Below are 23,314 nucleotides of genomic sequence, written 5' to 3'. Positions count from 1 at the left end.
TTTAGGCTGTCTGTTGTCCTGGATACTTGACGCGGGAATGATAAATCGCGGTTAGCGATTTCACGAGGCTTTGTTTAATTCGGTCCAGTTGCATGAGGGTCAAACCGCACTCGTCGAACTGACCATCGCTCAGCTTCTTCATCGCGATCGCCTCGACAAGGCTTTTGATCCGAGCGGGGGTGGGGTCGACCAGGGTTCGGCTGGCACTTTCGACGGTGTCGGCCAGCATCATCACGGCCGCTTCCAGCGTCTGTGGTTTGGGGCCTGGGTAGCGGAAGTCTTTGTCCGATACTTCCTCACCGTTGGGGTCCGATTCGCTTCGTTTGGTTGCTTCGCGGTAGAAGTATTCGACCAGCGTGGTGCCGTGATGCTGGAGGATGAAGTCGATGATCGATTCTGGCAGGTGATGGGTGCGTGCAAGGTCGGCACCGTCCTTCACGTGGGCAATGATCACCAACGTGCTCATCGCCGGTTGCAGGGAATCGTGTTGGTTGGGGCCCTGTCCTTGGTTTTCGATGAAGTAGTTCGGTTTGAACATCTTGCCGATGTCATGGAAGTAAGCTCCCACGCGGACCAATAATCCATTGGCTCCGATCGCATCGGCGGCCGCTTCGCCAATCGATGCGACATTGATCGAATGGTTGTAGGTTCCGGGGGCTCGTTGTGCCAATTGGCGTAACAACGGGTGACCGGCATCCCCCAATTCCAGCAGGCTTAGGTCCGTTTGAACTCCGAACACACGTTCGATAACCGGCAGCAGCCCGGTGGTGGCCAAACAGGAGACGATCACGCAACCGCCAATCCAGATCGCTTCTTCTAAAAGCGTGCGTAGTAAATCACTTAACAGGGAGGACTGGATCAATCCTTCTTGGCCGGCGCCCGCGTTCCCTGCCGACAGCGATTGTCCGGTGACAATTCCGACACCGATCACCGTCGCAGCGACGACCGCGGCAACTGTAATTCCCAGATACAGCAATCGGGTGCGGCTGCGCAAACGTCCCAGCAGCAGGATACAGCTGGTTGCAGCGGCGGTCATTGTGACCAAGTCGGCCAAGTCACTGCCGTTAAACAGCGTTACCGCCAGGCAGACCGAAGACATCAGCAGGAGCGCCAGTTCGCGGCCGTAGACAACGACTGCTGTGACCGATGCGATTACCAGCGGGATGGTTGCGGCCTGCCACTGCTCACGGGACGTCCAGTGGCAGAGCGACACGGTCAGGAACATCAACCCAAGCAGCAATGATAGTTTCCGAGGATCAGCTAAGAGGGGGCGATCGTCGACGAAGTAGATGTAGGACCCGCACAGCAGATAGAGTGCGATGATCATCCCCAGATAGGCAACGACTCGGAGCAGACGATCGGTCCATTCCATGTTGTCCGTTAGTACTTTCCATTCCGTATGCAATACGTCCAGCTGAGTTGTATCGATAGGGCGACCGGCGGTTGCGATCGGGGTGGTGCCGCTGCGGTACGCCGTCATGACCGTTCCAACCGACTCCGCCGCTGCGACTCGAGCTTTTTCGCTTCGCTGATCGTCGTAGGTGAGGGTTTCTGGAAGGGCTTTGTTCATCCACTGAGCGATCATTTTCGCCGCGGTTTCGTAGGCCGGTTTGTCCCCGAAGCGGAGTCGAAATTGTTCGGCCAATTTGGTGGTCAGTTCATCGCGAGCTTGCGCGATCCGGACGCTGGCCACTTCGACCTGGCGGGCTTCATCAGGTCTTCCCGCGGGATAGATCGAAATCACACGTTGATTGCCTTGGTCGATGCTGTGCGTCGGGACTTGCAGTAGCCCGTCGGTATACATCGTATCCATCGCCATTTTTAAACTAGCATCCAAGTCCGATAGTGCGGTATCGGTTGCCAGCGTTGACTTGAGGGCGGCGAACTGGGCCGCGTGGGAATCGGCCCCTTCCGACGTTTCGTCTCCGGTCCAGAATTCGCCAAAGACCTGCCGCTCTTCCTCGCTCATCTGTTCGTAGGAAGCGGCATCAAGAATGACAAACAGTTGGTTCTTCAGATTCTCGCGGCGCTGGTTTAACGGTTGAGGATCATTGCGGTAGAACGTGATCACCTCGGCTCGTTTTCGAGCCTGAGCGACTTGGGTGCCGGCCAGATCAGGGACTTCAAAATTGATCCGCGCCACCAGGTCCCGAGGAGGAATGAAACCCGTTCGGTAGGCAAAAGGAGGCTTCCAAGTCTCGCATGCAAACAGCATCAAACCCGCAGCCAAGGCGGCGATCGCCAATCGAGTCCAAATGCCTCGATCCGAAAAGTCTTGCATCAACTTTTTCAGACGGGGTGGATGCGTTCCCAGTGACTGGGCTCGCTCGGACCGTGTTCGTTTCGATGGAGTACTGCTCATGGCAGACGAACCAACCGCAGTGAAGCACTACGTTTCGTTCTGATTGTCCTCGTACGCGGTGACGATTTTTTGAACCAAAGCATGACGAACGATATCGGTCTTTCCAAGATAAACCGTCCCGATCGAATCGATCGAAGAAAGTCTTTTTAGAGCATCGGACAACCCGCTGGTGGTTCCTCTTGGAAGGTCCAGTTGGGTTATGTCGCCCGAAACAACCATATGACTTCGTTCGCCCAGACGAGTTAAAAACATTTTCATTTGGGCGACGGTCGTGTTTTGGGCTTCGTCCAAAATGATGAACGCGTCATTCAGCGTCCGCCCACGCATGTAGGCCAACGGAATGACTTCAATGACATCCAATTCCATCAAATTTCGAGTCTGATCGTAATCGATCATGTCGCTTAATGCGTCGAGAAGCGGTCGCAGGTAGGGATTTAATTTGGCTCGAAGGTCTCCGGGAAGGAAACCAAGGCTTTCTCCCGCTTCGACGGCCGGGCGGACCAAGACGATCTTCCGGACCTGTTGACTTTTTAAAGCTTCGACAGCCGTTGCGACTGCCAGGTAGGTTTTCCCTGTACCTGCGGGCCCAATGCAGAAGGTGAGATCATATTTGCGAATCGCACTGACGTAGGCGGCTTGTCCTTTGGTGCGGGGTTTGATCTTGCGACCCGCTTGCTTGACATCGACCGATCCGGCCGGCTGCGGCGGACGGCCTTGTCCGCTTGTGTTTGATTCTTCTGTTGGCAAGCGACTAGGGAGGGCTGGCGGGACGGTTTCGCCAGCCGCGACCGCTTCAATGTCTTCGATCGACAGCAGGCCACGTCGCCGGGCAAGTCCGCGCAGTTGCTCTAGGACACGCGTCGCCTGTTTGACGCGGTCCGAATCCCCCGTAATACGAATCCGGCCATCTCGATGGGTGATTGCAACATCGAACATCCGCCGGAGCACTTTCAAGTTTTGATCACGAGGACCAAAAATATTAAGTATTTCGTCGGGGTGTGTGCCGGGAAGAGTCGCTTCAGTCATAGAGCCTGGATTGTCTTTGAAGACGTTGACGAGGGTTCCGATATTATAGGGTGCTTCGTTACTGACAAGCTATGCACCCGCCAACCCTGCTGCGAAGCACAAAAAGCCGGGAACGGACGTTGCGATCAGTGAATCCGTTACATCCCACACCCCACCCAGCCCCGGAAGGGTGGTTCCGCTGTCTTTGGCGCCGGTATCCCGTTTCACAAGGGATTCAGCTAAATCCCCCATCATCCCTGTAATCGCACAAATCGTTCCCAGCACGGCCGGTCCCCACCAGGGGGCAGCGGTGAACGGAATTTCTACCATTGCCGGAAACAGCCAGTGGACACAACCGTAAGCGACCGCGATCGATGCGACGATTCCACCACATGCCCCCTCCCAGGTTTTACCAGGGCTAAGCCGGGGGATGAGTTTATGTTTGCCGATCATGCTGCCGGTAAAGTAGGCCCCCGCGTCACATACTTTGGTCACTGCAATCAGGGTTAACAGTGCAGCCAATCCCCAGTTGCCAGATCCCAGATTACGAACGGCGACCAGGAAGGCCATCGGGACCCCGACGTAGGTTGCCACGAAAATGCCTGCTTGCAGGCGGTCCATTGCGCCGACGGGGCCACGTCCGTAATGCATCATTTCCGCTGTCAGTGCGATCCCAGCGGCAACGAAGATTCCGATTCCAATCCAACCGACGCGTCCCACAGGACAGTCGGCCGGGTAGAGGTTTCCGCTGATCTCCCAAATGTAGGGAATGCAGGCAAATAGCGGGACCAACATCGTCGCTACCACTGTGACAGGTTGGCGAACCAATCGGTTCGCGCCTGTCAGTAAACGGCAAATGTCGACAGCCGTTCCCAGCGTCAGCAACATCAGCATCGGAAGCAGCCAGATCCCTCCCACGCCAAATAAAGCGTGGCGGGCATCCAGCCAAACCATCAGGAAAACAAACGTCAGCAAAATCGCAGAGGAGCGAAGTCGATCTTTTAGCACGTGTCGTTCCTTCCGCGAATCCGCACGCTGATTTTTCGCAGCGTGCGGAGTTTGGTTTCAGCCAAGTTAGGCATTTCTAGCTTCTGGCTGATAACGCTGAATCATCCACAACAGGATGGGGCTGGCGACAAAGATCGAACTGTAAGTACCGACCAAAACACCGATGACCAGAGCAAACGCAAAGGCGTGAATCCCTTCTCCACCAAAGGCGTACAGAACCGCGACCACAAACAACGTGGTCAACGACGTCAGCAATGTACGGCTGAGGGTCTGAGTGATACTGGAATTCACCATGTCTTCGGTCAAGCGAGGGCTCTTGCCCTTGGTTTCACGAATACGGTCGAAGACCACAATCGTATCGTTCAATGAATACCCGACGATCGTCAGCAACGCTGCCACCACCGTCAGGCTGATCTTGAACTGATCGATCAGCAGGAATCCGAGTGCGTCCGCAACCCAGAAACTGATGGCGATTGCACCTAGCGTAATGATCACGTCGTGAACCAACGCGGCGACGGCAGCCAGGCCGTACATCACGTGTTGGAAACGGAACCAAATGTAGCCGATGATGCAAAGCAAGCTGGCGAACATCGCGCCACCGGCTCGGCGAATCATGTCTCCGGCAACTCGCTTACCGATGCTGCTGCTGGAAATCCAAACCGGATCACTGCCGAGCGATTCTTTCAGCTGTTGAGTGACCAACAGGCCTGTTTCAGGATCGGTGCGAAGTTCGATATTCCAGTGGCTGAACGTCAATGCGGAATCACGATTCCACTGTTCGGTCCCTTCACCGGTAGGGCTGACTTCGACCGCTCGTTCACCCAGTTCCACGCCAACCTTCTTAGCGGCATCGTAGATGCGAGCCCGCAGGACTTCGGCTTTGATCTGAGCGGTATCGGCGTCTTCGTTTCCTTCAACCGCCAAGGTGATGTTTGCTGAAAAACGAGGAGCCTCGCTTTTAACCGCTGGCTGAGGTGCCAATACACCAACCGGTGGTGTCGCAGGATCGACTTCAGCGGCCGGAGCTGCATCGTCAGCCGGAGCTGCCGGTTCGGCAGGGGCTGCATCTTCAGCGGGGGCTGCTTCTGGTTCCGCTGGAGCTTCTGGTTCCGCCGGCGTTTCCGGTTCAACACCTTCGTCCTGGCTTCGGAAAGCAACAAACTGGGTGGCGGTTGCGGAAGAGATGTACGACGAATCACTTGCGCTGGGGGCAGGCTTGTCGGCATCGGCCGGTGGCGTTGGAGCAATGTTTCCATCGCTAACATTCACGTCATAGGTCACCAATGCGATATCAGGATTCGTTGAGAATCCGTCTCGTAGTTTGGCCTTCAGTTCGTTGACGTCTTCCAAGCCGGTGTCGACCTTGTAAACCAATTCGCTTGCGTTGTCGCCCAGCGAGTTGATCGTCACGCTGTTCAATGTGAAGACAATCGGATCTTCATCTTCATTGGGGTTCAAAGCTTCGTCAACAAACTTGCGGACTTCGTTAGCTTTAACCGGTTCTTGCAGTTGAAAAGTAACCGATGAACCACCGGCGAAGTCGATATCGAGGATCGAACTACCACGAGCAAAGATTGCGGCGATTCCACCGACAACCAGCAGAGCGGACACCACAAAAGTTCCCCGAGCCAAATTGATGAAATTGAATCCAGGGCCTTGGCCTCGGAGCTGTGTAACCAAATCGGACATCCGAAGGTCTGCAAATCCACGACGGTCGGCAATGTCGAAGAAGGTTCGCGACATGTAAATCGCGGTGAACATACTGAACAGAATGCCCAAAATCAGAGTCACAGCGAAACCGCGAATCTGGTCAGTACCAATGGCGTACAAAACGATCGCCGTGATCAAGGTGGTCAGGTTAGCATCGACAATCGTTGTGGTTGCTCGAGCGAAACCGTTGCGGATGGCCATTCGGTCTGCCGCACCCTTCTTCAATTCTTCGCGGATGCGTTCGAAGATCAGAACGTTCGCATCGACCGACATACCGACGGTCAAAACCAAACCGGCCAGACCTGGAAGGGTGATCGGTTGATTGATCAAAATCATGACTGCCAAGGTCATCACCAAGTTCAAGATCAGTGCCGAACAGGCAATGATTCCAGCAAACCGGTAATAGAAGACAATGAACACGAGGACCAAAAACAGCGAACCGCCGATGGCCCAGACACCTTTGGTGATCGTGTCGTGACCAAGGGTTGAACCGATTTGGTTTTCCGCGATTGGTTGTTTGGTCAGAGCGGCCGGAAGTTGTCCGGCTTGAAGGATGTCGACAAGTCGATCGACTTCTTCGGCGGTGAATTCACCGGTGATAATCCCGGTACCGTTAATGGGTGAATTGATTTGCGGGGCGGACAGCAAGTCATCGTCCAGCACGATTCCCAAACGGCGGAAGAAGTTTCCGTCCGGTTTGTTGCGTGAGGTCAGCCGCAAAAAGCGGCGACTGCCAGGTCCGTCCATTTTGAAGTTGACGGCGGGACTACCTTTTTCATCGACGCCTCGCGAGGACATCGCCAAGTCTTCGCCAGTGACGTCCATGCCTGGACGCGTTGCCATCAGGGCTTGGATTTCTTGGACCCCGATCGATTGCAGGTAGGCTGCGGTCGTTTCCGTGTTGCCAGCGACTGCCGGTGGAATGTCTAGGATCTCGCCGGTTGCCCGGTTTCGAACCGTGACACCACTGACGGCGACTCGCAGCGGCTGAACGCCCGACTTTCCGGCTTTGGTTTCGCGGTCGACCGTTGCCCAGAACCCGATCGAGGTTCCTTTTCGGTTGGTGAAAGATTTCGCCATTCGGTCGTTGATGTCTTCGCTGTTGGCTCGTTCGCGAGCCAATGCGATCAGTTCGGAATCGTCACGACCATTTGCGATGATTGCAAAGCGGAGGATACCGGCCTGTTCGATGACACCCTTGATTCGATCGACTTCAAATTGATCGACTTCAGGAATAATGATCTCAATTTGTTCTTCACCATAAGGGCGAACAACAATTTCTTGAGTTCCCGAAGGGTTGATTCGTTTTACGAGCGAGGGGACCAAATCTTCTGCGGTGATCCGTTGCTCGTTCGCTGCGGCTCGTTCTTTGGCCGATTCCGGGTCCATTTCGTAGACCAGGATCGTTCCCCCACGAAGGTCAACACCGTATTTCAGGGTTCCTAGGCTCAGCACGCTAACCGAGGCGGTGATCGCCAACAGGATAATCCCCAGACGCGTTCCATCGGCTGGCAGCCGAAGCTGTTTGGCGATCGCGTTCCCCACCACAAATGGGAGGATAAGGACGGCTGCAATTCCGACCAACCAGAGAACTTTGGTGAAATTCATGCCCTCTTCAGCGGGCAGCTCGGTGCCTTCCGCTTGGTTGGCAAACAGCATCAGGTCCGTCAGTGCGGCACGACCGAAGTCTGCCCAGACGGTGGGGGAAGATAAATCCATCATGGAATCGAGCAGGTGCGTGGGGGAAATGAGAAGTTAAATAGCAGTCTTACAAACAGGAATGGACGTCCGAGGAGACGAATCTCCCTGACTTTTTCCCGTTTTTTGTTTTTCGGTGGTTTTTTTGTCAGCGGGAAGGTTTGAGGATCCTTACGAATCCTTCTTCGAACCCGATTTTTCGTCTTCTAATACGGTCGCGATCGCCGATCGATTGATCTTCATTCGGTTTCCCGACCCTTCGTCCGTTTTGATTGTGACCACGTCCGAATCGGCCGCGGCCGAAACGATGACGCCGTGAATCCCGCCGATCGTCACGATCCGTTGATTGGCTTTCAGAGCGCTTAAACGCTCGGCTACCTTGGCTTTTTTGCGTTTTTCTGGCAGCAAAACCATGACATAAAACAATGCCAAGAGGCCTCCGCCAAGCAAAAACGGGCTTGTGAGGACCTGCTGGAAAAAATCGACAGGTTGGTCGCCAGGTGCTCCCCCTTCGCCGCCCGCTCCAGCTTCGGCGGCATTTCCGGCCGCCTCATTGGCGAATAACCAGAAATTGTTAGCTTGGGAGAAGAGACGGCTGGTCATCCATTCGATTGGCTGAAACGACATATCAATCAGGGTCGGCGGAAAGGTGCAAACGCGGCATAATAAGGGCGACTAAAATAAGCGGCAAGCCCAGCCTGATTCACAAGGCTTTTGGGATGTCCCCCTTCCCGGTCCCTTTCAGCTCGATTGCTCCGACCGCCAATGCATTCCCTTCCTGCCTGGCCTTCCTGGCCACCCCAATCTGCCGCGATCCGCGATTCCGTAGCGGCGGTCCTGGCAGATGGGCAATGGGGCGCGTATCACTCGGCGATCACCACCGAATTGCAATCGGAGCTGGCGAAGCGGTTCGGGGGCCCTCATGTGCAGTTGTGCTGCAGTGGGACCGCTGCGTTGGAAACCGTTCTGCGAAGCGCTCGGTTACCGGCTGGCGCCGAGGTGATATTGAGTGCCTTTGATTTCCCGGGCAATCGCAGAACGGTCGAACTGTCAGGGTTTCGCCCGGTGCTGGTCGATTGCTTGGAGGGTTCGACCGCGATCGACGTTTCCCAGGTCATCGCTGCGGCGACCCCCGAGACCAAAGCGGTTGTCGTTTCGCACCTGTATGGCGATTTCGTCCAAATGCGGCCGCTGCGCGAATGGGCCGATGCAAACCAAGTGGTTCTGGTTGAGGATGCGTGCCATGTTCCCGGTGGAATCGTCGATGGGCGTCCGGCGGGAACTTGGGGGGATGCGGGAGTGATCAGTTTTGGAGGCAGCAAGGCATTGACGTGCGGGAACGGAGGAGCCCTTTTCACTTCCGATTCCCGTTTGGCGCAGCGTTGTAAGATTCATGCCGAACGCCCCAGCGATGCGACGCCGCTAAGCGGACTGCAAGCGGCCGCCGTGTTGCCACAGGTCTTCGAATTGGACGCAAACGCTGCAAAGCGACGGGCCGGGGCACGTCAGCTGTCAACCTATTTTCGTTCACGGGCTCCGGCGGGCTGGTTTTTTGCGGACGCTGAAGCAGAAGGTTCCCCACAAGAAGGGCTGGCAGAGGGGGCTTTTCGGCAGGACTATTATAAATGGGCCTGTTGGGCGCCGACGGAATCGATTCGGGCGAGCGTCGTTCAGGCTGCGAAACAGGTGGGGTTGCCGTGGCGGGCTGGGTATCGATCGGCTGGAGCGGTTTCAGCCAAGCGTTGTCGACAGCCGTTTCCGTTGGTGAATGCTCAGCAGGCCGGGGCTAGGTTGTTGACGCTCGATCACCCCGTTTTGATGGCTTCCACAGAGAATCTTGAGGCGATCGCCTCCTGGATGTTTGCTCAGATGTCAATGCAAAGTCGGGGCTAAGCTTAGCTCGGTTCGTTCGCGTTGTCTGATTTGTTTTTGGAGACTGGTTGGGTATTGAATGCATGTTTTATTGACCAACGATGACGGGATCGATGCGCCGGGAATCGCTGCGCTTTGTGAATCATTAGCAATGGCTTGTCGTGATCCAATGTTAGAGGATCTGGAGATCGCGGTATCGACCATCGCCCCTGACCGAGAACGGAGTGAGTGTGGGCATCAGGCAACCTTGGGGCGGCCGCTGCGGATCATCACCGGAGCAAATCGTCGCTGGGCACTGGATGGTTCCCCTGTCGATTGCGTCCGGGTTGGGATAAGTCAATTCATTTCGCCTGTCGACTTGGTGCTGTCGGGGGTGAATAACGGCGGGAATTTGGGGGTCGATTTACTGACCAGTGGGACTTTTGCGGCTGCCAAGGAAGCGGCCCTGCGGGGGGTGCCTGCGGTCGCTTTTTCGCAGATTCGGCATCCCGATTTTCCGGTGGCTTGGGATCACGTCCCCGCCTGGATTTCACCCTTGATCGCTCGAGCGATTTTGGACGTGGCCGCGGCAAAGCCGTTTTTACGCAATGTTAATCTGCCGCTGGAATCTGCCGTTGGTGACCGGGCACAGCCGCGAATCATCGACTGTGACGTGGATCCGACTCCCTTTCAGCTCGACTGGGCCGAAATGGGCGAAGCGGAGTGTCAGTTCAGCACCAGCTATCACTGTCGCCCGCGAGTCCCCGGAGGGGATGTTCAAAGTTGTTTCGCCGGAAGCATCTCGCTGACGCATTTTGATTTGGATCGGCTGGTTGGCGGTTGATCCGCTCGGATTCGGGAGCATTGTGTCGATTGAGACGATTTCTGGAGAGTCATGTGGATCGACTCTTCACCCTGGTAGGTGCGTTGTTGTCCGCTGCGAACTAGAATAACGGCATTGGTCCCTTAGCCTGCTCGATTCGGAGCCCTGACGATGCGTTCTCTGCTTTTGCTATTTCCTATCTGCGTAGCCGGTTTTTTGGCGGCGCCACAGCCATGCTCGGCGGAGGTGCGGACTTGGTCCAGTCCTCACGGACAGTACACCCTGCAGGCGGAAGAGATTGCCTTCAATGACAAATTGGTCGTTTTGAAGAAGTCGGACGGCAGTTTGGTAGCCGTTTCACTGTCCGAGCTATCCGAAGCGGATCGTGAGTACATTGCCGCTAAGGACAAAGGAAATACTGATAATCCTGAGGAAATGCAAACGTGGACGACCGACGAAGGGCTGAAAATTCGAGGCCGAGTGGAGGCCTACGGCCGCCGCGAAGTGACTATCCAACGGCGATTGGGAAAGCTGTACGTTGCCGATCAGCTGTTTTCTACGATTTCACCTCTTCAGCAGAAGGTGATCCTTCGGGTTATTTCGAAACTAGAAGGGGTTCAGCTAACCGATGAGAAGGCACTCCTCAATTGGGCGTCGGCTCTGACTGCTCGAGGAAAGACCTACAACTTGGAAGGGGTCAAGATGCAGCTGGAAAGCGGCGACGAAATCAGCATCCCTTTCTTTATGTTTACTCCTGAAGAAATGGCCATTTTGAAGCCCGGTTGGGAAGCATGGGTCGCGCAGCACAAGGATCAAGAAGCCGCCGAACAGGAAAGTTTTCTGATGGCTTCACAGGCTCACGCATACCAGCAAGATCGAGCGCAGCGTCAGCAAATTCAAATGCTGAAACTGAATTTATTAGCCACTAACGCGGGGATTATCGATATCTGGGAAGTCGAATTGCGGCCTCGAGGTTACGGGCGAACGATTCGGGTCGCCGTCCCTGCATCCGACAGCCGCGCAGCCTCCTACATCGCTTTGCGTCAGCACCCCGGATACGTCGTCGGCCCCATCCGCAAGATGAACTTGTAAGAGACGCCCGCTAACCATCGCCCACGCCATACGAGATCAATTCGTAAGGCGTGGACGAAGAGCCCAAAAGATCTAAATCGATTGGTCTCCTGGTCTCCTGGTCTCCTGGTCTCCTGGTCTCCTGGTCTCCTGGTCTCCTGGTCTCCTGGTCTCCTGGTCTCCTGGTCTCCTGGTCTGATTCGTTTTCGCACAGGTGCACCCCCAGCTTCGGTGACACCTCCCACCTCCCACCTCCCACCTCCCACCTCCCACCTCCCACCTCCCAGCTCCCAGCTCCCAGCTCCCAGCTCCCAGCTCCCACCTCCCACCTCCCACCTCCCACCTCCCACCTCCCACCTCCCACCTCCCACCTCCCACCTCCCACCTGCGGCTACCCGTTGAGAAAAAAAACCACCGTCTAATTTCTGCGGATTTGTTCTTACTGGATTGGCATGTTGCCGTGCGGCTCTTTAGTGGTCGGTAACTTTCCTTAGCGGGGAAGCGACTGTGGTTTGATGAAGAGATGACGCGCGCGGAGACTCAATAGCGTTATTGACCCCCGTGAAGGACAACCTATAGTCGACTAACGCCTTTTTTAAAGACTTTTCTTTGGCGATTCGCTTGGAATGGTCTCTTGCGGTGCGATATCTGACTCGCGCCCCGGAATCCAAATCGATTCCCGTTCTGGCGAAGATCCCACCAATAAGATGCACTATGCTGAATTTCTTTCGACAACAATCTGGTTCGATCAAGAATGATGTCCTCTCGGGGCTGACGGTCGCTTTGGCCTTGGTTCCCGAGGCGATCGCGTTTGCCTTTGTCGCGGGGGTTTCTCCGTTAATTGGTCTCTATTCGGCCTTCTTTATCGGATTGATCACCGCGATTGTTGGTGGCCGTCCTGGAATGATTTCCGGAGCGACCGGAGCGATGGCGGTGGTGGTTGTTGGCTTGGTTGCGTTGCACGGCGTCGAGTACCTTTTTCCGACCGTCATCTTGTGCGGTATTTTGCAGATCTTGATCGGCGTTGGTCGCCTGGGAAAATTGATCCGGATGGTTCCCCATTCCGTCATGCTTGGGTTTGTGAACGGCCTTGCGATTGTGATCGGAATGGCTCAGCTGGGTAGTTTTAAGACGTTGTCGCCAGACCTTCATTTGGTTTATCTGACGGGAACTTCGTTATGGATCATGTTGGCGTTGGTCTTGTTGACCATGGGCATTATCTGGCTTCTGCCCAAATTGACTCAGGCGGTTCCCGCCTCGTTGGCAGCGATTTTGACGGTAACCTTGCTGTCGGTGGCGATCAACAATTCGATGAACACGCCCGGCAAGGAAAACGTCTTGGCGACGGTCGGTGACATGTTGCAGACCAACACGATTGCCGCGGAGATCAAAGATGCCCGTGAGGAAGCGGAAGCCGCGAAGCCACGGCCGCGAAGGATGGTTGGTAAAAATGCGAACGTCGCGGCCAGCTATGACCTTGCCGAAGCCGTTGATCCGGTTCAAGCCAAGAGAGCTGAAAAAGAAGACGCGCTGTTGGTTGCTCGCGTCTTAGAAGAAAACGAAGGGAAAACGGCCGGGATCAGTGGTGGTTTGCCCATCCCGTATTTCCTCGATGAAAAATACACTTCGGTTCCGTTTAGCTTGGAAACGTTGAAAATCATCTTTCCGTTCGCAATTATCCTTTGCGGCGTGGGGCTGATCGAATCGCTGATGACGTTGACGTTGATTGATGAAATCACCGAAACGCGTGGCAAAGGAAATCGCGAGTGCGTCGGTCAGGGGACCGCCAATATTATCTGCGGTCTGTTCGGCGGAATGGGGGGCTGTGCGATGATCGGACAGTCCTTGATCAATGTGAACTCGGGCGGTCGAGGCCGACTGTCGGGTGCAACCGCAGCGATCTCCTTATTGTTGTTCGTTCTTTTTCTGGCACGATGGATCGAGCAGATTCCGATGGCCGCACTGGTTGGCGTGATGTTCATGGTTGTGATCGGAACGTTCGAATGGGCATCGTTGAAAATGGTTCGCCGAATGCCACGTAGCGATGTCTTTGTGATGGTTCTGGTCGCTGGCTACACCGTGGTGATGCACGATTTGGCCTCCGCCGTGATTCTTGGAGTGATCGTCAGCGCCTTGGTCTTTGCGTGGCAACACGCGACCCATATCGGTGCGGAAGTCAAAATCAATGAATTCGGTAGCAAGATTTATCAGCTGCACGGGCCGTTGTTCTTCGCTTCGGTTTCCAGTTTCAAAGAGATGTTCGATGTCGCGGAAGATCCCGAAGATGTCGTTATCGATTTTTACTACAGCCGGGTCTATGACCAATCGGGCTTAGAAGCGATCAGTGCACTGGCCGAAAAATATGAAGCCGCAAACAAGCGTCTGCACCTGACTCATCTAAGTCCCGAGTGCCGCCGTCTGCTGAACAATGCGGGAGACCTAGTCGAGGTCAATTTATCGGAAGACCCGCAGTATCACATCGCGACCGATCGCCTGGCTTAACGGGCTGGCGTTTTCATCGGAAGCGGAGAAGATTTGTCGCCTTTCGCTCCGCGAAAGAACGTCTTTTTGGAGCTGCTTTCGCGGAGCGAAAGGCGACGCTAAGTGAGCGTTTTCCGTTTGACGCTACGCTTTTGCCACCCACATCCTGGCGAATGTGGGGGCGTTTCATTCGAGCAGGCGTTTTCTAGATGCCGACGACTTCTCGCCACTTGGTTGCCATCAATGCATGTCCGGCGATTGTCGGATGGACTCCGTCAGCTGCCCAGTAGGCCGGTTCGGTAGTCTTGATCGCTTCGTCGAACATCGTTTGGAACGGAACGACGGTCAGCTTGAATCGATCGGCGACCTCAAGGGCGGCTTCACGGCGTTGGTCAAATTCGGGGAACCAGTCGTCCTTCACGGCGCCACAGCGAAGCACAAACGGTTCGCAGACCACGATGCGTGTGTCGGGAAGAGCCTTCTGGGTTCGTTCAATTAGGGCTGCGTATCCGTCCCGGTAGGTTTCGACCGTTCCGTCGTAACGTCCAGCCATTTTGTGCCAGATGTCATTCACGCCGATCAGGATGCTGACAACGTTTGGCTTTAAATCGATGCAGTCTTTTTCCCAACGATTGTCCAGGTCGGGAACTTTGTTTCCACTGATGCCGCGGTTGTAAACTTTTAGGTTGGCGCTGGGGTGGCTGGCGAGGATTCCACCTGCGGCGAACATTGGGTATCCGTTGCCAAGTGCCGCCGGGTCATTGGCTCCTGCCCGTTTTCGGTCGCGATGGGCGTCGGTGATTGAGTCCCCTTGGAACAGAATCACTTGATTGGGTTCGATTTCTGGAGCAAGAGGGGCGGGAGCCGCCGACGCCTGGAACGCGTTTCCAACCAGTGGGAAGGCGGTCGCAGCGGAAGCCAGTAAGAGGGATCGTTTTAAAACATCGCGGCGGTTGTCGAGAGCCGGTGGGTTGTTGTCGTTTGAGTTTTGGTTCATTGGATGATCCAGTGGCAGGGAGTCGATAAGAGTTAGGAAGCACCGATTATAGTCCGGCGATTGGCATCGCTACGGAGTACAGGCCGGTTCTGGCGGTGACGTACATCGTCTTTCGGTCTTTGCCACCAAAGGTGACGTTGGCCGGATGTTCGGGGATGGCGACCAAGCCAATTTGCTCGCCTTCAGGATTGAAGATTTGAATGCCAAGTTCAGTCGTGATGTAAAGGTTCCCCTCCACGTCCATGGCCATCCCGTCTCCGCCCGTTTGCGCTTTGCCCGCGGGCTGCTGGAGTTGGCAAAACGGAGCTTCGGGGCCAACGCTTCCATCCTCGGAGATAGGAAAAGAGAGCATTTGAGAGGTTTGGCTGGGGATCACGTAAAGGGTTTTGCCATCGGGAGAGAGCCCGATCCCGTTGGGGGCGGCGATCGCATCGCTAATGCGAGTCACGGTCCCCTCTTTGCTGACGTGGTAGACCGCCTGGATTTTCTGAGGCAGTGGTTCCGGGGCGCGGTACAGAGGGTCCGTGAAGTATTGGCCGCCGCGACGATCGGGGACGACGTCGTTGGGAGCATTGAAACGCATCCCTTCATAGGAATCTGCCAGGACCGTTCGCTTTTTGCTGTTGCGATCGTAGGCGACCAATTGCCCGTCCATCTCGCACGCCAGCAATCGGTCTTGTTCGTCAATCCACAGACCGTTGGCATGTCCGGACGTCTCCGTGAACGCTTCGATCTTGCCACCCGGCTTTAAAATATGAATCGTTTCGTTGGGAATGTCCGTAAAGTACAACGTCCCATCGGCAGCAACGGCGGGGCCTTCGGTGAACGCAAAATCGCCGGCGATCTTAACGACTGGTGCGGTCGCTTCGATCTTTGTTTTGGGAGCGACCGGTTGAGCCGTTGCATCGTTTGCGGCGATCCCGAAGGGAGACAATAGACATCCCGTTAAAACAAGACATCGAGATAGTTTGGCAGGCATGGAGATCTCATTGAGGATGGGGAAAGGAAGGAGGCCCATTGTAACCTTCACGCTTTCCCCTCGGGGCGGGTTCCGCCCAAGGGTGAGTAGACGTCGGCAGCGCTGCCGCTGAACCCGTTGTTGCTTGGGCGTGCCTCGAATGGAAACGGTCCGTCTCTTTCGTTTGGCTGCCTGGAATCAACGCGATTTGGGCGGTCGGCGAATCGTGTGAACGCTTCCTGTTGCAGCGTGCCGCCGAATCGACCGACGGTACTCCCCTGCTCTGCCGGGAATGTTATGCTGATACAAAACCATTCAAGACCGATGGAGAAGGATTCGCATGCGTGGAAAATGGGTAGAAATTGAATTCGATTGCCGGCCGTTGCGAACCGTGACGCGGTTGGATGTGCCGGTGGACGCTTCGCCAAAATACGAGCAGTTTGTGCTTCGCGTCAAAGCGGCGATTGAGAAGCACGGCATGATGAATACGTATTATTTATACGCCGCCAGCTGTACCTATCACCTCACCAATGACCCGCTGCGTGGGATGGTTCGGTTTGCATTTGAAGGGACCGTTTTGACCGATCAGAACGATCGGCATGCAAAACAGTCGGACCTGATTGTGACGCTGGAAAAAGAGACCTGTTCGTGGCTAAGCGAACCGATGGTCGAATATTTGTCCGAAAGCGTCCGCCAAGCGGTCTTGGTTGAATTCGATAGTTACATCGAAGCTGGCGACCTGCAGCAGGCAGAGGAACGAATCCAGCGACTGCAGGCCGAAAGCGACGAAGCGGGTGGCTTCGTCGGTATGTACCTTTAGCGAAAGTTTCCGCTAACTAAGCTTTGACCGTTCGCAGGTGTAGCTCTTGCAGCTGCTTGCTGTCGACCTGCCCTGGGGCTTCGGTCATCAGGTCGTTCGCTTTTTGCGTTTTCGGGAACGCGATCACTTCGCGGATATTGTCCAGGCCTGCGAACAGCATCACCCAGCGATCGACGCCAAGGGCGATCCCACCGTGCGGTGGAGCCCCATACTTCAGTGCGTCCAGAAGGAATCCGAAGCGGTCGCGAGCCGTTTCGGCATCGATTCCCAGCAGGTCAAAGACTTGCTGTTGGGTTTCCCCATCGTGGATTCGGATGGTTCCGCCACCCGCTTCGCTGCCGTTGATGACCAAGTCATAGGCTTGGGCACGGCATTCCGCAGGGTTCTCTTTTAGTTTCGCAAGGTCGGAAGCCAAGGGAGCGGTGAACGGATGATGCATCGCGACCCAGCGGTCTTCTTCGGCATCGTGTTCGAACATTGGGAAATCGGTGATCCAGGAATAGCTCATCGCTTCCGGACCGTACAATTTCAGTTCGGCACCCAAACGTTTTCGCAGGCCAGCCAATCCTTTGCAGGTGACTTCCCAGCTGTCGGCAAGGAACAGCAACAGGTCCCCTACTTCGGCTTTCATGGCTGTCCCGATTTGGGCCAACTGTTCCGCGGTGAAGTTTTTGCTGGTCGGGGACCAAAGCGTTCCATCCGGTTCGACGCGGAACCAAGCCAAGCCTTTCGCGCCGGAGTTCTGTTTGACGAATTCGGTTAGTTCGTCGATCCGTTTGCGAGAGAATTCGGTCGCTTGGCCTTTGGCGTTTAATCCGCGAACGAACCCGCCGTTATCGACGGCTCCGCGGAATACGCGAAATTCAACTTCTGCGGAAATTTCCGAAATGTCGACAATCTCCATTCCAAAGCGAAGGTCCGGCGCGTCGGTGCCGAAGCGACGCATCGATTCGTCCCAGGTCATCCGAGGAAGGGGCGTCGCAACTTCTTCACCCTTCAGGTCGAGGGCCGTTCGCTGAACCAGTCCCTCGATCATGCCCATCACATCGTCTTGATCGACAAAGGACATTTCCATGTCCAGCTGAGTGAATTCGGGTTGTCGGTCGGCGCGAAGGTCTTCGTCGCGGAAGCACTTTGCGACTTGGACGTAGCGGTCGAATCCTGAAACCATCAAGATCTGTTTGTACAGCTGCGGCGATTGTGGCAGTGCGTAGAAACTTCCTGGATGGACTCGGCTGGGAACCAAGTAATCGCGGGCTCCTTCCGGAGTGCTGCGTCCGAGGATGGGGGTTTCCACGTCGATGAAATCGTTTTCGGCGAAGTAGTCACGCATGGTCTTGATGATCCGGCTACGCAGTTCCATGCTGCGAAGCATGGCGGGACGCCGGAGATCAAGGAAGCGGTACTTCAGGCGAAGGTCTTCGCCGGGAAGTTCTTGTTGGCTGGGAGTAAAGGGAGGCGTCGGGCAAGGGTTGAGGACTTCGTAGTGCTCGCAGCGAACCTCGATGGCTCCGGTTTCCAGTTTGTCATTCGTTTTGCCTTCCAGCCGAGGCGAAACCTTGCCCCGAACCAAGATGACCGATTCGGTTCCCACGCGGCCTGCGATATCAATCAAGTCGGATTGTGCTTCCGGAGGGCCGACAACGACTTGAGTCAGTCCATAGCGGTCACGGAGATCGATAAAGACCGATCCACCATGGTCGCGTTTGCTTTCAACCCAACCACAAAGGGTGACATCTTGGCCAACATGTTCACTGCGGAGCTGGCCACAGGTATGAGTGCGTAACACGGTAAAACGATCCAATACGAAGTTGAGTAAAAGCAGGTGCAATAAAGAGAGGGGGATTCCCGAATGCAACAGGCATTGTAGCGACCGGACCGAAATCGCAAACCGCCAGGCGGTTCGCTTCGCAGAAATCCCACCCTCTGGCGACGGTAGCTACGGGAAGGCGTGGACTGGTCGTGGGCTATGCATGGACTGGGCGTGGTGAGTGTGTTGCTCCGCCAGGGGCTGGTCGCTGCTGGGGCCGAATTGTTCGACAATATCACTTGCCATAGCTAGCTTGATGATTGTCAGAGGCCCCTCTAGGCAACTATACTCCGTTCAAATCTAAGCTTAATGGCATTTTGCTGAGCATAGTCCCGCCACCCTCTACTGTTCCTATTCGCTGGAGTTCTTCATGGATTTGCAAATTTCGCGTGGCAAGCTAATGCTTGCCAGCTTTCTAACCCTGGTTGCCTCGGGAGTTGGGTTTGCGACTCGAACGGCTGCAGGGGGTGACTGGGAAACGGAGTTCGGGATTGGTGGTGGAGGATTCGGCGCTATTCTTGGAGCCGGTTTTCTTGGTTTTGGAATCATGATCTTCTTCGGCGGGATTCTGGTCGAGAAGTTTGGATACAAGAAGCTGCTAACGCTTGCCTTCGTGATGCACTTGGCAAGTGCCGCGATGCTTTTTCTTGCTTCGCCATTGTTTGTTATGTGGCAGGAAGCCGATCCGGGAACCGCATCGACCAAAGTGTTCAATCTGCTGTTCTGGAGTGCCTTCCTGTTCTCCATTTGCCAAGGGTTATATGAAGCGGTTATCAACCCGTTGATTTCTCAGATCTATCCTGAAAGCAAAACACACCATTTGAACATTCTGCATGCCGGTTGGCCTGCGGGGATGATTCTTGGGGGACTGTTTGCCGCTGGTTTCATCGGTCCTGAATCTTGGTTTGTTCAGATCCCTTGGCAGTGGGCTTTGTCTAGTTTTGTCCTGTTTGTTTTGGCTTACGGGATTTTGGCACTCCCCGAGAAGTTCCCCGAAACGGTTGGCGAAACTGCCAAGGGCGGGTTTGCAACGGTCTTCTCGTGCTTTGCATCGATTCCCTTCCTGGTCCTGATCGTGCTGCACGCGATGATCGGATACATGGAATTGGGCGTTGATTCCTGGATGACCAAGTTGATGGAAAACGTGTTGCCAAACGCGGTTTTGATCTTGGTCTACACGTCGGCACTGATGTTTGTCTTGCGATTCTTCGCCGGTCCGATTGTCCATAAAATCAATCCGATTGGTTTATTGCTGGTCAGTTCCGTGGTCGCCTGCCTGGGACTTCTTTGGTTGGGAATGCCGACGGATAGTGTGGCAATGATCTTCGCCGCAGCGACTTTCTACAGTTTCGGGAAGGCATTCTTGTGGCCGACCATGCTGGGCGTCGCCGGAGAGCGATACCCACAAAGTGGAGCGATCGCGATGGGGGCACTGGGTGCCGCCGGGATGTTGACCGTCGGCCAGATCGGTGGGCCGCGGATCGGAGCCCAGCAAGGGTATCACATGTCTGAATCGCTGGAACAGAATGCTCCTGAAACCTTTGAACGCTATAAAGCTCCGGAACCTGTCAGCAGCTGGGGATACGACTACATTCCGTTGGCGCCCGCAAAACTGGGGGCGGTCAATAAGGTGAAGGAACTTAAGGATGGTGGCTTCGGGAATCTTGATTCGATCAAAGATGCGGACCTGCTAAGTCCCGAAGAGAAGGAAGTGATGTTGGCTCATGCGGCTACGGATATTCCTGCCGTGCAGGCCGCTTACCTGTCAGGAGGACGGAGTGCGTTGACGCTAACTGCCGCCCTTCCTTTTGCGATGGCGATTGGATTCCTGGGACTGTTGATCTACTACATCTCTCAGGGAGGTTACAAACCGGTTGTCTTGGATAGCGAAGGGAAAAAAGAGGAACCGGCCGCCGACGAGGAGACTCCGGTAGCGACCTAGGACTGGATTGCAAAAACGAGCCCAGCGAGGCTGGTTCTAAGCCAGCTTCGCTGGCGAGTTTCTCAGCGACACGCTTCTGCCCGCTCCCCGTCTGGGCGTATTTTTGAAAAGGGGGCGTATTGCAGGGCAATCGATTGCCGGTTCGCTACAATATTGCGGTCGGCATGCGATAATGCTTCCGATCTTTCGAAAAAAGTAAGCCCTCCTTAAAACTCACCCACTGGAGTCTTCAGATGAAATTGATGCGAATTTTTGTTGCGGCGGCAATGTTGACCACTCTTGCCCTAGGTAGCCAAGTGACTGCGGAAGAATCCCATGAATGCGATCTGGACTTCAAGGCTCAGACGATCGAGGGCAAAGAAGTCGATCTAGAGGACTACGAAGGCAAGGTCGTCGTGATCGTGAATGTTGCCAGTCGCTGTGGTGCGACGCCGCAGTATGCTGATCTGCAGGCGATGTACGCCAAGTACAAAGACAAAGGATTGGTCGTTCTTGGATTCCCTTGCAATCAATTTGGCAAGCAAGAACCAGGCAGCAACGCCGACATCTTGGAATTCTGCACTTCGACTTACGATGTCGATTTTCCGATGTTCAGCAAAATCGACGTGAAAGGCGATGAAGCTCATCCGTTGTACAAAAAACTGTCCGCCCAAGATGCCAAACCTGCCGGTGCCGGACCTGTCGGCTGGAACTTCGAAAAGTTTGTCATCGATCGCAACGGCAAATTGGTTGCACGTTTCAAAACGCGAACCAAACCGACCGACGAAACTTTTGTCGCGACAATTGAAAAAGAACTAGCAAGCAAATAGTTCCGCGATAGGGACACACAAGTCTAGGGAGCGAGGGGATTGATTTCCCTCGCTCTTTTTTTGTGCCTTCACGTCGATCGGCGAATGGCATGTTTGGATTGAAGGCCACGTCTTTTGGCGTTAATCCTTGGAACGGTGATTTCCAGGAACGCGCACGTACTGCGTCAAAACCCCGCCTAGTATTAGGCCAACCACTAGCACGCCGATGAATACGACGGGAGGCGATAGGTCGCCGATCCCCGTTCGGATGTCCATTCCGAACAATCCAGAAATGGTGGCGAGGGGAAAGAAGAATGCGGCCAGGACGTTCAGTCGGTGGGCCGATTGGGCCATCTGTTCACTGGCTCGCGATTGCTCTTCCGCTTGCTGAGCCATCTTGAAATCGAGTGCGTGTTTGGCTCCTGTGACCAGCAGTTCGGCGGTTCGGTCCAGTTGGTACGCGCGGTCTCGAAAATCAATTAATTCGCGGGCAGCGGCGATTTCGCGTCTCGCTTCTTGAAGGACCTTCTCCATGTTCCGTGTCGCCCGAAGAATCGGAGCCATCGCTTCCAGGACCGCGAAATAGTCTTTTGAGCTTTGTGCTTTCTGTTCTTTTTTGTCCAGCAGATCGATGTGGTTCTCGTATTCGTTCAAGTGGTCCGCCATCGCGACGCCGCTGCCCGCCGGCGAATGATGTTTCCAGGTTCCGTCGGGAAGCCGCCAAAAGAACCTGCCGGCACGCGTTTCCTGGTGAAGTTCTGGAGGGGCGTGCAGGATCAACAGTAGGTGTCCCTCAGCAGTCATCATCCGCTGCCGTCCGACCCGGGTTCCCAGACGCAGCCGAAAAGTGAGCGGAACGCCCCAGTCATCGGGAAGGAGGGAAGCATTTGCCATCGCAGGACCTACGGAGTAATGGGGACGATGGAAAGGCCATCGCTGGCGCGAAGCAGGATGCGGTAGCTTCGGCCCGCTTCGGTTTTGATCGAGACCGCTTCGCCGTGAGCGGCTCGGATTCCCTTTTCCTTGGCCATTTTGGAATCGTTGGCGATCGTCCAGAAATCATCCCAGATCTCTTTTTCAAAATCGGAAGGGACCCCGCCTCGAGCGTAGGCTTGAGGCATCCGGCCGATTTCATCCAGTTCAAAACCATCGATCGGTTTCTGTTGTTCGCCAAAAATACGTCGGAAGAGGACCAGGGACGTTCCCCGCTGCAGGTGGGCTTCCTCGACGAACCGGTCCTCAAATTTGACAATCCAGTTATCCAGATAGATAACGTCCCCTTGGATGGTGAATTCCCGCGGCTCGCCCACTATTTCGCCTTCGGGAGAAAGTTCGCTGAAGCGGACCTTGGTTGTCAGATCTCCGTTTTCTTCGGTCTGTTGGTCCAGGACGTCCAATTGAGCCAGTCGCTGGTTGGTTTTCAGTAGGTTCATCGAGGTTTCTAGCTGGACAATTTTTTCGGCGGCGTCCTCTAGGTTTTCTTCTAGGCCGACGATTTGCTGCTGGGCTCCGTCCAGTTCGACCTGAACATTTGCCAACTGCGAACGAGCCATATTTAGCTCTTGCTCGTCTCGGGTAACTTTGTCATAGACGACCCAACCGGTGCCCCCCAGGAAGAATAGAACCACCGAGGCGAGGACCGTGCGAATCGCACTATTGACGGTGGCAACAGTTTCGGTGACGCGTCCCATCGGCGGAAAAGCTCTTTTTTGAGGGAATTTGTTCGGTTTGCACCTATGTTATCTATATCGACGCGGAATTGGCACGCCAGTCGCTTTCTAGTTTAGATTACCCACAAGACCTATATTGCGGGGCAGAACGGTGTTGCGGAATGCAACACCTGTTGCAACTTGCAACAGTTATAACCGGCCATGAAAAGGCTGCGGATAAGGGAATTCGTGCGGAATAAATTCGCTTAATCACCTCCCTCCAAATAGACTGCATAGATGATACAGACACTGTCTAGATCGACATCCAAACGATTCGGAAA

General features: G+C 55.0%; 17 protein-coding genes. 7 read left to right on the top strand and 10 right to left on the bottom strand.

The window, feature by feature from the left end:
• Position 1: 1 nt before the first annotated feature.
• From FF011L_RS18960 to FF011L_RS18940, 5 genes are all read right to left on the bottom strand, one after another.
• Positions 2-2,362, bottom strand: coding sequence for an HD family phosphohydrolase (locus tag FF011L_RS18960; protein ID WP_145353305.1), 2,361 nt, complete (start codon positions 2,360-2,362; stop codon positions 2-4).
• Between the two features lie 27 nt (positions 2,363-2,389).
• Entirely contained in the window at positions 2,390-3,388 is a 999-nt protein-coding gene (locus FF011L_RS18955; RefSeq protein ID WP_145353303.1) for a PhoH family protein, read from the bottom strand.
• Positions 3,389-3,457: 69 nt separating this feature from the next.
• Positions 3,458-4,375, bottom strand: coding sequence for a phosphatidate cytidylyltransferase (locus tag FF011L_RS18950; protein WP_145353301.1), 918 nt, complete (start codon positions 4,373-4,375; stop codon positions 3,458-3,460).
• Positions 4,376-4,441: 66 nt separating this feature from the next.
• Positions 4,442-7,804 carry a protein translocase subunit SecD gene (gene secD / locus FF011L_RS18945; RefSeq protein WP_246109509.1) on the bottom strand — a complete coding sequence of 1,121 codons (3,363 nt, stop codon included), beginning with the start codon at positions 7,802-7,804 and terminating at the stop codon, positions 4,442-4,444.
• A 150-nt stretch (positions 7,805-7,954) separates the two neighbouring features.
• On the bottom strand, positions 7,955-8,410 hold the full coding sequence (locus tag FF011L_RS18940) for a preprotein translocase subunit YajC (RefSeq protein WP_145353299.1): 456 nt from the start codon (positions 8,408-8,410) through the stop codon (positions 7,955-7,957).
• Between the two features lie 138 nt (positions 8,411-8,548).
• On the opposite strand from FF011L_RS18940, the gene FF011L_RS18935 reads away from it, so the two are divergent.
• The 4 genes from FF011L_RS18935 (at position 8,549) to FF011L_RS18920 (ending at position 14,030) form a co-directional block, all read left to right on the top strand.
• The gene (locus FF011L_RS18935; protein ID WP_145353297.1) at positions 8,549-9,676 is read left to right on the top strand and encodes a DegT/DnrJ/EryC1/StrS family aminotransferase; all 1,128 of its coding nucleotides are present in this window, start codon (positions 8,549-8,551) and stop codon (positions 9,674-9,676) included.
• 58 nt (positions 9,677-9,734) lie between these two features.
• Complete coding sequence (surE, locus tag FF011L_RS18930) at positions 9,735-10,478, top strand: 5'/3'-nucleotidase SurE (RefSeq protein ID WP_145353295.1); 744 nt, start codon at positions 9,735-9,737, stop codon at positions 10,476-10,478.
• Between the two features lie 150 nt (positions 10,479-10,628).
• Positions 10,629-11,549 (top strand): SHD1 domain-containing protein, encoded by a 921-nt coding sequence (locus tag FF011L_RS18925; protein ID WP_145353292.1) that lies wholly within the window; start codon positions 10,629-10,631, stop codon positions 11,547-11,549.
• A gap of 693 nt (positions 11,550-12,242) precedes the next feature.
• Complete coding sequence (locus tag FF011L_RS18920) at positions 12,243-14,030, top strand: SulP family inorganic anion transporter (protein ID WP_145353290.1); 1,788 nt, start codon at positions 12,243-12,245, stop codon at positions 14,028-14,030.
• Positions 14,031-14,214: 184 nt separating this feature from the next.
• Here the strand turns inward: FF011L_RS18920 and FF011L_RS18915 are convergent, their stop codons facing one another.
• Positions 14,215-15,006: an SGNH/GDSL hydrolase family protein gene (locus tag FF011L_RS18915; protein WP_145353288.1), complete on the bottom strand. Its 792-nt coding sequence runs from the start codon at positions 15,004-15,006 to the stop codon at positions 14,215-14,217.
• Positions 15,007-15,052: 46 nt separating this feature from the next.
• A complete protein-coding gene (locus tag FF011L_RS18910) occupies positions 15,053-15,985 on the bottom strand; it encodes an SMP-30/gluconolactonase/LRE family protein (RefSeq protein WP_145353287.1) in 933 nt (310 codons plus the stop codon).
• Between the two features lie 319 nt (positions 15,986-16,304).
• On the opposite strand from FF011L_RS18910, the gene FF011L_RS18905 reads away from it, so the two are divergent.
• Complete coding sequence (locus tag FF011L_RS18905; protein WP_145353285.1) at positions 16,305-16,784, top strand: hypothetical protein; 480 nt, start codon at positions 16,305-16,307, stop codon at positions 16,782-16,784.
• A 16-nt stretch (positions 16,785-16,800) separates the two neighbouring features.
• On the opposite strand, the gene aspS is transcribed toward FF011L_RS18905, so the two are convergent.
• Positions 16,801-18,573 (bottom strand): aspartate--tRNA ligase, encoded by a 1,773-nt coding sequence (gene aspS / locus FF011L_RS18900; protein ID WP_145353283.1) that lies wholly within the window; start codon positions 18,571-18,573, stop codon positions 16,801-16,803.
• A 391-nt stretch (positions 18,574-18,964) separates the two neighbouring features.
• Here aspS and FF011L_RS18895 point away from each other — a divergent pair, with 391 nt between their 5' ends.
• Positions 18,965-20,536 carry an MFS transporter gene (locus tag FF011L_RS18895; protein ID WP_246109508.1) on the top strand — a complete coding sequence of 524 codons (1,572 nt, stop codon included), beginning with the start codon at positions 18,965-18,967 and terminating at the stop codon, positions 20,534-20,536.
• 233 nt (positions 20,537-20,769) lie between these two features.
• The gene (locus FF011L_RS18890) at positions 20,770-21,345 is read left to right on the top strand and encodes a glutathione peroxidase (protein ID WP_391560886.1); all 576 of its coding nucleotides are present in this window, start codon (positions 20,770-20,772) and stop codon (positions 21,343-21,345) included.
• Between the two features lie 120 nt (positions 21,346-21,465).
• Here the strand turns inward: FF011L_RS18890 and FF011L_RS18885 are convergent, their stop codons facing one another.
• Positions 21,466-22,218, bottom strand: coding sequence for a CorA family divalent cation transporter (locus tag FF011L_RS18885; protein ID WP_145353280.1), 753 nt, complete (start codon positions 22,216-22,218; stop codon positions 21,466-21,468).
• An 8-nt stretch (positions 22,219-22,226) separates the two neighbouring features.
• Positions 22,227-23,015, bottom strand: a complete 789-nt coding sequence (locus FF011L_RS18880) for a hypothetical protein (protein ID WP_145353278.1) — start codon at positions 23,013-23,015, stop codon at positions 22,227-22,229.
• Positions 23,016-23,314 lie beyond the last annotated feature (299 nt).

The organism is Roseimaritima multifibrata (assembly GCF_007741495.1).
GTDB lineage: Bacteria > Planctomycetota > Planctomycetia > Pirellulales > Pirellulaceae > Roseimaritima > Roseimaritima multifibrata.
Note: the sequence above shows the minus strand (reverse complement) of the source record. Positions and strands in the feature narration are given on the sequence as shown.

Excerpts from the sequence above, each read along its gene's own strand:
- FF011L_RS18960 (WP_145353305.1), bottom strand. The coding sequence starts at position 2,362 with ATGAGCAGTACTCCATCGAAACGAACACGGTCCGAGCGAGCCCAGTCA.
- FF011L_RS18955 (WP_145353303.1), bottom strand. The coding sequence starts at position 3,388 with ATGACTGAAGCGACTCTTCCCGGCACACACCCCGACGAAATACTTAAT.
- secD (WP_246109509.1), bottom strand. The coding sequence starts at position 7,804 with ATGGATTTATCTTCCCCCACCGTCTGGGCAGACTTCGGTCGTGCCGCA.
- FF011L_RS18940 (WP_145353299.1), bottom strand. The coding sequence starts at position 8,410 with ATGTCGTTTCAGCCAATCGAATGGATGACCAGCCGTCTCTTCTCCCAA.
- FF011L_RS18935 (WP_145353297.1), top strand. The coding sequence starts at position 8,549 with ATGCATTCCCTTCCTGCCTGGCCTTCCTGGCCACCCCAATCTGCCGCG.
- surE (WP_145353295.1), top strand. The coding sequence starts at position 9,735 with ATGCATGTTTTATTGACCAACGATGACGGGATCGATGCGCCGGGAATC.
- FF011L_RS18925 (WP_145353292.1), top strand. The coding sequence starts at position 10,629 with ATGCGTTCTCTGCTTTTGCTATTTCCTATCTGCGTAGCCGGTTTTTTG.
- FF011L_RS18920 (WP_145353290.1), top strand. The coding sequence starts at position 12,243 with ATGCTGAATTTCTTTCGACAACAATCTGGTTCGATCAAGAATGATGTC.
- FF011L_RS18915 (WP_145353288.1), bottom strand. The coding sequence starts at position 15,006 with ATGAACCAAAACTCAAACGACAACAACCCACCGGCTCTCGACAACCGC.
- FF011L_RS18910 (WP_145353287.1), bottom strand. The coding sequence starts at position 15,985 with ATGCCTGCCAAACTATCTCGATGTCTTGTTTTAACGGGATGTCTATTG.
- FF011L_RS18905 (WP_145353285.1), top strand. The coding sequence starts at position 16,305 with ATGCGTGGAAAATGGGTAGAAATTGAATTCGATTGCCGGCCGTTGCGA.
- FF011L_RS18895 (WP_246109508.1), top strand. The coding sequence starts at position 18,965 with ATGGATTTGCAAATTTCGCGTGGCAAGCTAATGCTTGCCAGCTTTCTA.
- FF011L_RS18890 (WP_391560886.1), top strand. The coding sequence starts at position 20,770 with ATGAAATTGATGCGAATTTTTGTTGCGGCGGCAATGTTGACCACTCTT.
- FF011L_RS18885 (WP_145353280.1), bottom strand. The coding sequence starts at position 22,218 with ATGGCAAATGCTTCCCTCCTTCCCGATGACTGGGGCGTTCCGCTCACT.
- FF011L_RS18880 (WP_145353278.1), bottom strand. The coding sequence starts at position 23,015 with ATGGGACGCGTCACCGAAACTGTTGCCACCGTCAATAGTGCGATTCGC.